The organism is Paenibacillus caui, assembly GCF_019904135.1.
Taxonomy (GTDB): Bacteria; Bacillota; Bacilli; order Paenibacillales; family Paenibacillaceae; genus Fontibacillus; species Fontibacillus caui.
In genome coordinates, this window is sequence record NZ_JAIOGQ010000021.1 from 20,099 (window position 1) to 33,320 (window position 13,222).

Genomic DNA, 13,222 nt, shown 5'->3' on the forward strand with positions numbered 1-13,222 from the left:
CCGCCTCTCCTTGCGAGATACGGCTATCCGATTTAAGGCATTGATCACTCTGCGGCTTCCGCCTGATCATACAGCGACAGCAACTGATCAAAGCTCGTAATCACCGCATCCGCGCCCTTGAGCTCGTCCTCATTCCCAAAGCCGGCATAATTGCAGCCAATTGCGGTCTGACCGTTCTTCTTGCCTGCCTCCACGTCGGATGAACGGTCGCCTACCATCCAGACATGGTCCAGATGATGCCGGTCCATCAGCAGATGCAATAGATCCACCTTGGATCTGGTCTGATACTCCCCTGCGCTGTATAGTCCGCCCAACAGGGACGCGATTCCATGCGCTTCCGCAATGCCTTTGACATAATGCTCCAGTCCGTTGCTGGCTACAAACAGGGCCACGCCCCGCTCCTTAAGGCGATGCAGCGTCTTGGCAACCTGCGGATACAATTCGGTGTTCTCTTCTTTCAGGCCCTTCAGCTCCATTTCCAGCAGCAGCTCATCAGCCCGCCGATGTACGGCCAGGTCCTCGTCTGGCATGACAATTTTCCATATTTCTTCGAGAAGCATGCCCAGACTGCCCAGTATACGCTCTTCCGGAGGGGTTTCCCCTTTATAAAGCCCTTCTTCACGCAGCCTGTCAAATACCTGATAATAAGCCGGCAGCAGCAGCGTCTCCGTCTTGAACAAAGTACCATCCATATCAAAAACCATCGCTTGAGGTTTGCTAAGATGTCCGGCTTTTCCCATGTTTCGTCAATCTCCTCCTTTACTTTAATGCCCGCCTTCCCTGAGCGCCTCCATGACCAAAGCGGCATAGGCCTTGGCTCCTTTCGGCTTCAGATGGACCCCGTCCGCTTCGAAATAAGCATCCTTTTCTTCGCTTGCCGTGTACCAGTCCACGAGCGTTATGTTCCCAGGCCCTTCCGCCGCCTTGGCCAAAGCATCGTTCACTGTCTCTTGCCAGGGACGGGGAACTCTCGTGTTGATCAGAATGATCCGCTTGGCATCCTTAAGCGAAGCGAGCAGCTTGTTCAGCTGTTTGCCGGTGAAAGCGCCGTTGGTTCCAAGCTCTATGATAACATAGCTGCCAAGGCGATCCTTTGCTTTGAGCTGTTCTGTCACTTTTTCCGCTTCGCTAAACTGTCTTCCGATCTTGCCGTCAATCACGATTCCCGGAAGCTGCTTCTCCAGATAAGGCTTGATGTCCAGAAGAACCGAATCCCCTATTGCCGTAACGTCGGTCCCGTCGAGATCTTCGGCTTTGACGGAACCCTGCAGACCGCCCGAATCGTCCGATGTCCGGGGAGGCTTGGCAGCAGTACCGGAAGCTTCCCCCGCTTTGCCGGTTTCCAGGGAAGGAACGGGCGCCCCGGAAGCCGATAGTTCGGCAGAGGGCGCAGCCAGAGCGGGAGGCTGAATCCGCGAGACCGGCCCCCCTGTTTTGGCCGCACTGATCTCATAAATGCCAAACAATAGAAACGCCACCGCGCCCAATACAGCCGCATAAGCCGTAAATGCTTCTTTTCTGGGCTTGATTCGTGTCCATGCGGCTTTTGCGGCCCCTCTAAATCCGTTTTGCCGGATCGGCTGTTCAATAAACCGCCATGACCATGCCGCCAGCACAATCGTAACGGCTACCTGAATGATCGACCTTGCGAGATGGAAGCCCCCGGTATTTACAACCGGACTAGTCAGGACAATTACCGGATAATGCCACAGGTACAGTCCGTAGGACCTCGCGCCGAACCACCGCAGCAGCCCCGATCCGGCAAATTTGCCAAGCATGCTCGCCGGGTGGGCCAGAACAGCAACGGCAGCCGCCGTCATAATGGACATCAGGAACATGCCTCCCTGGTACAGAAAGGGATCATATTCCGTTGTGCTAACAAGTATGTACAGGACGGCAAGCAGCGACAACGCCCCTGCCAAATCCAATATAAAGGCGGCTTGCCTGGACACGGTCCTCTTCAGCTTCGCGCTTGGCCAGACAGCCGCAAGCGCAGCTCCGCACAGCAGCGAGAACAGGCGGGTATCCGTTCCGTAATATACCCGGCTCGGGTCAGTTCCCGGCGAGTACATGACCGCCATTAAAATTGCCGACAGCATGGCGCCGCCCATGATGCAGGCGGCCAGCCTCTTTCGTCCCCAGCCGGCCCAGAGCGCGGCAGCAAGCAACAGCGGCCAGACGAGGTAAAACTGCTCCTCCACCGCAAGCGACCATAAATGGCCGATGGGCGAAACGGGACCGAACTTTTCAAAATAGGACACCTGGTGAAATACGGACCACCAGTTGCTCATATAGACCAGCACCGCAGGGATGTCCCCTCTCATGGAAGCCAGATGTTCCCGGCTAAATGCGGCCGTCCATCCGGCGGTGACAACCAGCATTAGCAGCATCGCCGGCAGCAGTCTTCTGAACCGCCTTATCCAAAATTGTTTTAAACCGATGTTACCGTTCCTGTACCAGCCCGACAACAAAATGTCCGTTATCAAATAGCCGGAAAGGACAAAAAAGATACTTACCCCCAGCAGGCCGCCAGGCAGCCAGGCCGGATTCAAATGATAAGCAATGACTGCAAAAACGGCCAGGGCTCTTAATCCGTCCAGACCCGGCATATACCGTCTGATCACAGGGGGCGGTTCGGAACCGCTATTGACCTCTCTTATGTAAGCTTTACTGTCATCTCGGCCCAATGTGCTGTAGACCGGGTTGTCATCATTCATATGTTCTCTACCTTTCCTGGTGCTGATGAAGGAAATGCTGCCCTTTTTACATTATAGGAAGCCTCGCATCCAGGAAAGGTCTCAATCGAGTTAAAAATCATAACAACAATTTCATATCTCTGGACGTGCATATGTTACTTTATCGAACATAATAGACGATGTCGTTGGTGATATCCAGGGCGTTCAATTGACCGCCGTATACCGCCCCTCCGTCGATCCCTATAATATTGTTGCTCCCGTAGTACACAAAATTATTTTCAGGATCATCATGGAGTCCTCTGGTAGGCGTATGTCCAAATACCACCTTTTTGCTGCCTGCATAGCCTGTATGGAATGGACCGCGAATCCACATCAGGGTATGCGGCGGGGTTTCCACCGGCGGAAGGGCCGGCTCCAAACCTGCGTGAACAAAAATATGCTCATCGGTCTCAATAAAATGATCCAGACTCTGAATAAACTCAAGATGGCGCCATAAATCCGGAGAATACAGAATGGGCATCCGGAAGGAGTCTCCTTCCCCCTTGGCCTCAATGTCCCGTTCAAACATGCCGTAGCTCAGCAGGGTTTTGTCCCCGCCGTTTCGCTTTACCCAACGGTTCCAGTGTTCTTCTTCCTTCAATGTCAAAGCGCGCATCATCAGGTCTTCGTGGTTTCCCTTTAAGACAGACGCCCCTTGCCGCTTGAGGCTGATAACCATATCGAGAACCCCTTTGGAATCCGGTCCACGGTCAATATAATCGCCCAGCAGCATGAGCCGGTCGCGGTCCGGATTATAGGAAGCCGCTTTGAGCAGCCGGGTCAGCTTGTCCTGCTCGCCATGGATATCGCTGATTGCTATTGTTCTCTCCATTCTTTCAGCCTTCTTTCTCTGTAAATGTATCGTGTCATCGCCTGCTGAAGAGTCGCTATGAACCGAATGAAATTCGTTTAACCGTGCCTCCGTCGAAATCTTTTACGATAAATTCATCGCCAAAGAGAATGCCGTAGGAATGAGGATAGTTCTCTTTCGGCAGCGCAATCGAACCCGGGTTCAGCAAGTATACCCCCTCCTTGCGGTCTGCCACGGGAATATGGGTATGTCCTTGAATGAATACATCATTCTCCATCAATGGAGGCAGATGCTCCATGCTGTAACCATGCCCGTGAGTGGCATAAATCCGGCGTCCTTCATGCAGAATCATCGTATAGTCCGCCATAATCGGAAATTCGATCAACATCTGGTCCACTTCGGCGTCGCAATTCCCGCGAACGGCGACGATTTTTTCCTTGTACTTATTCAGCATTTCCGCTGCTTGCCCTGGATTGTATCCATCAGGCAGCGGGTTTCTCGGTCCGTGGTACAAAAAGTCGCCTAGCATGACTATCTGGTCCGCCTGTTCCTCGTGAACCTTGTCCAGCGCACGGCTGAGCCAATGTGCGGAGCCGTGGATATCGGAAATAAACATCAGCTTCATGACCATCATCCTTTCTTTTGTATCATTGTAACATATACTTCAATGCGCTCCGTCACGCCTATCCTTCACATAGACTTATTTTGTTGGTCTTGGCGGGAAGCTTCTCCTTGCTTTACTTGAAAATTAGACGTTTTGTTCGCGCGAAATAACAACAGAACCGGAATCAAGGCTGCGATCCCGCATACGATCCACGCTAACCGGATAGGCGTTTGATCGGAGGATAAATTACTGAAATTATGACTCATCATGCCTGTTATGACTAACCCAATGCACATGCCTACCTGCGAAATAGCCGAATCCAGCGACAATAACGTCGAGCGGTATTCATTTGAAATTCTTTTATTCAAAAATATTTGTTTCGCTGCAGGATACATGCCTCTTCCTATCTCGTAAATCAAAAAGGTGATCAGCACAGGGTAAAAAGTATTGAGCACTCCTGACAAAGTAAGCCAGATGCCAATCATGCCGCATGCATACATCAAAACCTTTACATCTTCATGGCGTCCGGCTATCATTTTTCGCACGAGATAGCTTCCAAAGGTCATAAATAAGGAGTAGGCTGCTTTAATGATACCCATAATCCAAATGCCCTGCTCTGATAAGCCCACCAGTCTTGGTTGTTGGAACGCATTACCAGCCGAGTTGGAAAAACTGATAAACAATCCAACGACAAAGATGAGCCAGATGCTTTTGTTTTGCAGCCCGATTTGGATGCTATTCGTGATAATCGTTTTAATGTTAACTTCATTCATTTGTTTTTTGCGATCATGGAGATCTTCCTTCATAAAGGATACGCATAAGAAGATAACGACCACCACAGAACAAATGCTAACCATCCACGGAAGCCAATAGTGATAAGCAGCCAAAAGTGAACCGAGGATCCCGCATATAAATCCAGATATGTATTGGATGCTGTTTGAAGTTGTAAACAGGGTTTCAACAGGCTTGTCCGTATGCTCTACCACCCAAGACTCCAGAGAGCCCGATTGAAGACATATGGATAACCCGCCTAACACCTACGCCAAAATGAGTACCCATATACTTTCCGTCATCATAAATATAATGCTGTACAGCAAGTAACAGCCTAACCCCAAAACCATAGATACTTTTCGGCCAAATTTGTCCGAAACGGCTCCTGTTGGTATTTCAAATAGCAGAATGCTTATAAAATAAACAACTAATAAATAATTTGCGTATTCCAGAGAAAGGCCCTTATACAATAAAAACAAGATCAGAGTCGTCCCGGTAATCTCACTCATAAAAAACTGTAAAAAACTGACCGAATAAAAAAGGCGATGTGCTTTCACTCTATAATCTCCTTCGGAAGCGTGGTCATTTGTGCGGTTTAATTTTCATGAAAAAAAGCCTGATTTCTCAAGCTTTTCATCTTGCTGCTTCGTTTAGATAGTTTCTGGGATCGTTTATATGACTAGCGGTATCTTCGGGAAATGCAATGCTCATCTGCCAGCTTGTAGCCTTCCAAAGGGATAAGCTCAATACAACTGCTGGAATCGGGAGAATGAAGCATATGATTGTCACCGGCATAGATGCCGACGTGATGAACATTTCCTTTACCTTTCTCGAACGCAAAAAAGAGCAGATCTCCCGGCTGCAACTCGTCCCGTTCTATCACTTCCCCCTGCCTGGCCTGATCGGAAGCATCCCTTGGGATGATGATTCCTTGAGATTTGTGCATGCTGTAAGCAAAACCTGAGCAATCGTACCCGAAGGATGACATGCCGCCCCACAGGTACGGCAGCCCGAGAAAACGCATGCCCTGCTCAACAATACGCTGGCCAATCTGCCCCGCATCTGGCGACGCCGAAGCAGATCCGCTTATGATGCGTACATCTTTGGACTGCAAAACGGCCGTCCCATGCGGGGAATGAACCGTCACGCTTTCGCCGGCTTCGGCAAGGACGGGCAAACGTGTCAGGAAGCTCAGTTCAATCGTTGTATCCTGATTGCCTTCAAGTATTAGCTGCGCCTTATCGGCGATTACCTCGGCCCACTTGTCCGCTTGATAATGTTCGTCAGAGGCGGCAAGCTGACATTTAGGCACCCATCCCGGATAACCCAATGCTTCTTTCCGGGTCGCCTGATCCGGAATGAACACCTTGATCCAGTCGCCGCGCTGCTCGGCGGCCAACACTTCGGTGCCGTACAGAAGCTGCGTCTGAATCCGATTTCCGTTATATAAATCGAGCTTATCCGGCACTGTCATGGCCCCTATCCATTCCGCTAGGAGAGCCGGCTGCTGCAGCGCCGGTTCGTCAAGGGGGCGCGGGGACTCCGGCGTTGTCCACACCGTAGCGACCGAAACGGCAGTTCTCATTTTGGACAGGGTGCTCATGACAACGCTCCTACTCCGTCCTGACAATGCACATCGCGAATGCCGAGCCCGGCTTCCTGCGGAAATGTCATGACGCGGCCATCGTACCGGACGCCGCCGACGACAATATCATGCTGCATCATCAGCGGCGCATCAAAGTCGAAACGGGTAATATTTTTCTTGCTTGCCGCAAAATGCGCTGCCGCGGTCACGGCGACACGGGATTCAATCATGCTGCCGACCATGCACTCTACCCCATATTCTTCCGCCATCTGGTTGATGATTTGCGCTTTGTAAATGCCGCCTGACTTCATCAGTTTAATATTGATCAGGTCAGCGGCACGGAGCTGCAGCAGCTGGAGCGCATGAGCCGGGGAAAATACGCCCTCATCGGCCATAATGAGCGTGTCGACAGCATCCGTGACGGCTTTTAATCCTTCAAGGTCATGCGCTTTGACCGGCTGCTCCACAAGCTCGATATTCAGACCAAGGTCCTCCATCCGGCGGATCGACTTTACCGCTTCTTTAACCTGCCAGCCTTGATTGGCATCCAACCGGATTTTAATGTCATTCCCGACACGGCTGCGAATCTCTTTAATCCGTTCGATGTCTTGGTCAATCGGGTCCTTGCCCACCTTGATTTTTAAGACGTTAAATCCGGACTGTACATAACGAACCGCATCTTCGCCCATTTCTTTCGGAGAGTTGATGCTTACGGTAAAATCCGTTTCGATCTGATCCTTGTATCCGCCGAGAAATTGATATAGAGGCAATCCGCTGTACTGCGCGACCAAATCGTACACGGCCATATCAATGGCCGCTTTGGCGCTGCTGCAGCCGTGCATCGCTTGATGAACGGTTTGAAATATCTGCTCGTAAGCCAGCACATTGTGACCGATCATAACAGGCGTGAATACGTTGAGGATAGCCGATTGAATGCTGTCCAGACTGTCCCCCGTAATCACAACCGTTGCAGGAGCTTCCCCCCAGCCTATGCGGCCATCTTCCGTCGTGATCCGGACCACAATCGATTCCACATTCCAGACCGTGCGAAGCGCTGTTTTGAACGGTTTCGAAAGGGGGGTGGACTGCCGAAAGGCTTCTATGCTTTGAATTTTCATCTGGAAACCTCCTTATGCTAGCATAGCAAGTTCAGTACTCTTCAGGGTTTTGTCGCGCGTACTCATAACCGCCTCAACGCCTGTCGGAATGACAATATTCGGTGAACCGTGACCGATTTTAAATCCCGATAACGCCGGCTTGCCGGCCGCGGTAATGTGATGATCCAGCACCTGCTCCAGTGTAAAAGATGTTTTCCGTTTATTCGGTTCGCAGTTGTGGAAATCGCAGACGAGAATTCCCGATGCGTCCGCCAGTTTGCCGGCTTGCCGAAGCTGGTTCAGCATCCGGTCGATGCGGTACGGCTCTTCATCAATGTCTTCGATAAACAGCAGACAGCCTTTGCAGTCCAACTCATACGGCGTACCGAGCGTGCTTACAAGCAAGGACAGGTTCCCGCCGACTAGCGGGCCGCGGGCGCTTCCTTCCACCAGTGTATGCAGAGGAGAAATCGTTTCTGAATAATGGAACAGCTCCGGGTGAAGGAGCTGCCGGAAACTTTGCAGCGTCAGCGGATGAACATCCTTGTCCCCAAGGCAGATAAGCATGGGTCCGTGGAAGGTAACAAGCCCCGTTTTGTTGCGAATGGCCGTATGCAAAAACGTAATGTCGCTGTAACCCCAAAAAATTTTCGGGTTGTTCCGGATACAGTCGTAGTCCAGCAAATCGGCTATTCTCCCCGTTCCATAGCCCCCGCGCGCACAAATGATTGCCTTAATCTTTGGGTCGGCAAACATGGCATTTAATTCTTCGGCCCGTTCTTGATCGGTTCCGGCCAAATAGCCGTATTGTTTGGAAAGCGTGTCGCCTAACCTGACCTGCAAGCCCATCTGTTCAAAGTAAGCGGCAGCCGCTTCTGCCTGGCTTCGGTCGCCGAAGCTGGCCGGGGCCGTAATGCCGATTGTATCGCCGGGTTTGAGATGAGCAGGTTTTAATAGCATCGGCAAGCTTAGCTCCTCCTTTCGTCTCGTGAAAAAAAGGGGAGGGGCATCCTGTAGCGAATGCCTGCCCCCCGATTTGGATCTTTTTAGTTCAAGTCCGCCCATTTGAAATCAATGTATCCGTAAGGATGACGAACGACTCCTGTCAATTTGTCGCTTTGCAAGTAAGCGGAGTTGTAGTAGTAAAGCGGCAAAATCGGCGCTTCATCCATCAAGATTTTTTCGGCATCATGCAGCATTTGGAACCGCTTGGTTTCATCGGGTTCATTATATGCATCCGTAATCAGCTTGTCGTACTGCTTGCTACTCCAGCCTGTCCGGTTGTTCGGGCTGCCAGTTTGGAAAATGTCCAGGAAGTTGACCGGATCGGCAAAGTCTGGAAGCCACGAAGAGCGCGAGAACTGAAGCTGCAGTTTTTTCTGCTCAGCGGTCAGCACTTTTCCTTCAATACCGGAAAGCTTCACGTCTACGCCAAGGTTGTCCTTAAACATCGCTTGCATCGTTTCCGCAATTTTTTGGTGAAGGTCGTTCGTATTATAGGTCAGCGTTACTTGCGGCAGCGTTTTGTATCCGGCTTCGGCCATCCCCTTTTGCAGCAGTTCTTTTGCCTGAGCCGCATCAAAGGTGAGGAACTGGCCGCCCACATCGCGGAAGTCTTTGCCGGAAGGATCTTTCAGACCATATGATACGAGTCCGCCGGCAATTTTTTGCTTTTGCTTGACGACCAGATCGACGAGTTTTTGCCGGTCTATGGCCATCGCAAATGCTTTGCGGATGTTGGCATTGTCGAACGGTGGCATCGTAGTGTTGAACCGGTAGAAGTACGTTCCTGCGGAGTCTTCTACTTTCACCTTGCCATCCGCAAACAGCTGATCGCTCAGCTCCGGCGGGATGACGCCTACAATGTGCAGATCCCCGCTCTGGTACATCTGATATTCGGTATTGCTGTCATTGATCATTTTGAATGTGACCCCGTCAAGCTTGACGTTCGCCGCATCCCAATACTGATCGTTCTTGACCATCTTCAATTCGGAATCATGATTCCATTCGGAAATTTTGAAAGGACCGTTGCTGACAAATGTGGACGCTTCGCTTGCCCATTTGTCATTTTTTTCTACCGTTGCTTTCGGTACAGGGAAAAAGGCCGGGTTCGCAATCATGCTGAGCAGCCACGGAGCAGGCTTGCTTAACGCAATTTCAAACGTTTTGTCGTCTACCGCTTTGATTTTCACATCGTCCACGGAGCCTTTCTCCGAGTTGTATGCTTCGGCTCCCTCAATGACGTAAGCGAGGAAGGCGGCCGGCGAAGCTACTTTCGGGTCGATCAGCCGTTTCCAGGCGAATTCGAAATCGGAGGCTGTTACCGGTTCGCCATTGGACCATTTAATGCCGTCCCGCAGCGTGAACGTATACGTTTTGCCATCAGGCGACACTTTCCACTCCTTAGCCATTGCAGGTTCAGGTGCCTGATCCTTGTTAAGACGCGTCAAGCCTTCCATCGCATTGTTCAGAACATCATAAGAGACCATGTCGAATCCGATTGGAGGATCCAGCGAAGTGGGTTCCCGCGTGTTATTGTATAGCACAATTTTGGACCCTGTTTCCTTCTTGCCGGAATCGGCACCGCTGCTGCTGCACCCCGACAGTTCCATTACAGTTAACACCATACAGATCAGAAGCAATACTGACCATTTCTTCATGAAACCCTCTCCCTCACCTATAATTATTTATCGATTGATGCAGCCGTCTCACTGACAGTCTTTCGGAGCGGCGGAATCACTTGTTTGGCCCGTTTGTCCTGAAGCCAGCATGCGACTTCATGTCCTCCGGGCAATGATGCTGCTTCGGGCTGGAAAGCGCCGCATACTTCCATCGCGTGCGCGCAGCGGGCGGCAAAAGCGCAGCCTTTCGGAGGAGCGAACAAATCAGGCGGCGTTCCCGGAATCGATTGCAGCGGAGTACTGCGGTCCTGGTCAAGACGCGGGATTGAGGCAAGAAGCCCTTTCGTATACGGATGCTGCGGGTTGCGGAAAATTTCATGTACGGTTCCGCTCTCAACCACTTTGCCCGCATACATGACGTTGACACGGTCGGCAATATTAGCGACGACCCCGAGGTCATGGGTGATCATAATGATCGAGACCCCGGTTTTTTGCTGCAGCATCTTGAACAAATCCAGAATTTGTGCCTGAATAGTCACGTCCAGCGCCGTTGTCGGTTCATCGGCAATCAATACGGATGGATTGCCGATTGCCGCGATCGCAATCATAATCCGCTGTCTCATCCCGCCGCTGAATTGATGCAGATGCTGCTTCAGCCGGATTTCCGGGTCGCGTATGCCGACAAGCTGCAGCATCTCAATCGCCCGCTTGCGGGCTTCCGCCCGGGTAATTTTCTGCTGGGTGATAATGCCTTCCATCAATTGCTCCCCGATCGTGATCGTCGGATTAAGCGCAGTCATCGCATCCTGAAAGATGATTGCAATTTCCGAGCCTCTGAGCTTTCGCATCTCTTTCTCCGGCAGTCCGGTCAGCTCCTGTTCCTTAAAGCGGATGCTGCCCTGCTTGATTTTGGCGGAGCGCGGAGGCAACAGCCGCATGACGCTGCGCGCCGTAACGCTCTTGCCGCAGCCGGATTCGCCTACAATCGCCAGCGTTTCACCGCGACGCAGTGTAAAGTTCACGCCCCGTACCGCCTGAATCTCGCCGCCGTAAGTGGCAAAAGAAACGTGCAGATCGTTCACATCAAGCAGAACTTCGGATGCACGCAGCCGATGTTTGTCTATCATGAAGCTACCTCCTTTGCTTCGGATTAAAAATATTCAGCAGCCCGTCGCCGAGCAGGTTAAACGCCAGCATCGTGAGCGAAATAAAAAAGGCCGGAAAGAACAGCCGCCACCAATTGCCTGAAAGGATCGTAGGCAGCGCATCGTTCGCCATCGTGCCCCAGCTCGCAAGCGGAGGCTGAATCCCTAATCCTAGAAAACTGAGAAACGCTTCCGCAAAGATGGCCGATGGAACAGAAAAGGTAATCTGTACAATAATGACGCCAACTGTGTTAGGCAGCATATGCTTGCGAATAATATACCACGAACCCGCTCCAAGCGTTCGGGCAGCCATTACGTATTCCGAAGATTTGAGCTGCAGCACCTGTCCACGCACAATTCGGGCCATGCCGATCCATCCGGTTGAAATCAAGGCAATAATAATCGTTAAGAGTCCAGGGCCCATCACAACCATCAGCATGATGACTACGAGCAGGTACGGAATTCCGTAGAGAATGTCGACGAAACGCATCATCACATTGTCAATTCGTCCGCCGAAATATCCCGCAATGCCCCCATAGACGATACCAATGAAAAAATCGATGAGTGCAGCTGCGATGCCAACTGTCAGCGAGATGCGCGATCCGAACAGGATGCGGGCGAATACATCGCGGCCAAGATCATCAGTGCCAAACCAATGCTTCAGGGAGGGCGGCTGATTTCCATGAAGCAAGTCTTGCTTGGAATAGCTATGGGTCGTCATTAAAGGTCCAAAAATCGCTAGAATAGCCAGCAGCATGATAATAATCAGCCCTGCCATAGCCAGCTTGTTGCTAAACAGCCGGATTTGAGCTTGCTTCCAAAGGGATAAACGCGGCCTTACAATCTGCTCCGCGCGGCCCGGACTTTGGGACATGGGCACAAATAAATGATCGGGTACAGACATGCTCATGCCTCCTTCCTATGCAGCTTGATACGCGGATCGATCAGACCGTATACGATATCGACCAGAAACATCATAAAGATAAGCAGCGCGCTGTAAAATACGGTCGTTCCCATAATGACCGCGTAATCGCGGTTATTGATACCGTCGACAAAATATTTTCCCATTCCGGGAATGGCAAAAATTTTCTCGATAACAAAGCTGCCTGTCAGCACGTTTGCCAGCAAAGTGCCGAGCAAGGTTACGACCGGAAGCACCGCGTTGCGCAGCGCATGCTTAAACACAATCGTTGCCGGCGAGAGGCCTTTCGCTCTGGCCGTCTCGATGTAATCCTGTGTCAAAACCTCAATCAGATTCGCTCGCGTCAGTCTGGCAATGGTGGCGATCGGTCCAGTAGATAGCGCAATGGCAGGCAGGACGACATGTTTCCACGATCCCCAGGTCGCAACCGGAAGCAGTTTCCATTCCACCGCCACATATTTGATCAGGAGCGGCGCAATGATGAAACTCGGCACTGCGATGCCGATAACCGCCAGCACCATTGCCACGTAGTCGATTAGGCCGTTCTGGCGAAGAGCGGCAATCGTGCCAAGCCCGATTCCGGTAATAATGGCAAGAAGAAGCGATACGATGCCCAGTTGAAAGGATACGGGAAATCCTCTGTCGATCATACTGTTTACGCTGTCCGGGTAATGCGCGATGGACGGCCCGAGATCAAGCGTAAGCAGCGATTTCAAATACAGCACGTACTGCACGGATAACGGCTCGTCCAAATGGTAAAAAGACATCATATTTTGAATAACGGCGGGACTAGCCTCCTTGCCGTCTTTATCGAAGGGAGAACCCGGAACGGTGTGCATCAGGAAAAATGTGACCGTAACGATCAGCCACAAGGTTATGATCATCGAGAAAAATCGTCTAAGAATGTACTGTGCCACGTGATCACCCTTTT

13 protein-coding genes are annotated in these 13,222 nt (G+C 51.3%); all 13 read right to left on the reverse strand.

Annotated features, from left to right (window positions below; all coding sequences use genetic code 11):
* Nucleotides 1-44 precede the first annotated feature (44 nt).
* Nucleotides 45-740, reverse strand: a complete 696-nt coding sequence (locus K7397_RS13345; protein WP_237690909.1) for an HAD family hydrolase — start codon at nt 738-740, stop codon at nt 45-47.
* Between the two features lie 24 nt (nt 741-764).
* A complete protein-coding gene (locus K7397_RS13350) occupies nt 765-2,717 on the reverse strand; it encodes an acyltransferase family protein (RefSeq protein ID WP_223068448.1) in 1,953 nt (650 codons plus the stop codon).
* A gap of 139 nt (nt 2,718-2,856) precedes the next feature.
* Nucleotides 2,857-3,567, reverse strand: coding sequence for a metallophosphoesterase family protein (locus K7397_RS13355; RefSeq protein ID WP_223068449.1), 711 nt, complete (start codon nt 3,565-3,567; stop codon nt 2,857-2,859).
* Between the two features lie 55 nt (nt 3,568-3,622).
* Nucleotides 3,623-4,171, reverse strand: coding sequence for a phosphodiesterase (yfcE, locus tag K7397_RS13360; RefSeq protein ID WP_223068450.1), 549 nt, complete (start codon nt 4,169-4,171; stop codon nt 3,623-3,625).
* A gap of 65 nt (nt 4,172-4,236) precedes the next feature.
* On the reverse strand, nt 4,237-5,136 hold the full coding sequence (locus K7397_RS22040) for an MFS transporter (RefSeq protein ID WP_337926730.1): 900 nt from the start codon (nt 5,134-5,136) through the stop codon (nt 4,237-4,239).
* A gap of 51 nt (nt 5,137-5,187) precedes the next feature.
* Nucleotides 5,188-5,478 (reverse strand): MFS transporter, encoded by a 291-nt coding sequence (locus K7397_RS21585; RefSeq protein ID WP_337926731.1) that lies wholly within the window; start codon nt 5,476-5,478, stop codon nt 5,188-5,190.
* Between the two features lie 122 nt (nt 5,479-5,600).
* Nucleotides 5,601-6,524 carry a C40 family peptidase gene (locus tag K7397_RS13370; protein ID WP_223068451.1) on the reverse strand — a complete coding sequence of 308 codons (924 nt, stop codon included), beginning with the start codon at nt 6,522-6,524 and terminating at the stop codon, nt 5,601-5,603.
* Nucleotides 6,521-7,624: a mandelate racemase/muconate lactonizing enzyme family protein gene (locus K7397_RS13375; protein ID WP_223068452.1), complete on the reverse strand. Its 1,104-nt coding sequence runs from the start codon at nt 7,622-7,624 to the stop codon at nt 6,521-6,523. The genes K7397_RS13370 and K7397_RS13375 overlap by 4 nt, the downstream gene beginning before the upstream one ends.
* Nucleotides 7,625-7,636: 12 nt before the next feature.
* Complete coding sequence (locus tag K7397_RS13380; RefSeq protein ID WP_223068513.1) at nt 7,637-8,563, reverse strand: S66 peptidase family protein; 927 nt, start codon at nt 8,561-8,563, stop codon at nt 7,637-7,639.
* A gap of 86 nt (nt 8,564-8,649) precedes the next feature.
* The gene (locus tag K7397_RS13385) at nt 8,650-10,263 is read right to left on the reverse strand and encodes a peptide ABC transporter substrate-binding protein (RefSeq protein WP_223068453.1); all 1,614 of its coding nucleotides are present in this window, start codon (nt 10,261-10,263) and stop codon (nt 8,650-8,652) included.
* Between the two features lie 23 nt (nt 10,264-10,286).
* A complete protein-coding gene (locus K7397_RS13390) occupies nt 10,287-11,351 on the reverse strand; it encodes an ABC transporter ATP-binding protein (RefSeq protein ID WP_223068454.1) in 1,065 nt (354 codons plus the stop codon).
* Between the two features lie 4 nt (nt 11,352-11,355).
* Nucleotides 11,356-12,273: an ABC transporter permease gene (locus K7397_RS13395; RefSeq protein ID WP_223068455.1), complete on the reverse strand. Its 918-nt coding sequence runs from the start codon at nt 12,271-12,273 to the stop codon at nt 11,356-11,358.
* A gap of 2 nt (nt 12,274-12,275) precedes the next feature.
* Entirely contained in the window at nt 12,276-13,208 is a 933-nt protein-coding gene (locus K7397_RS13400) for an ABC transporter permease (RefSeq protein WP_223068456.1), read from the reverse strand.
* Between the last annotated feature and the right edge of the window lie 14 nt (nt 13,209-13,222).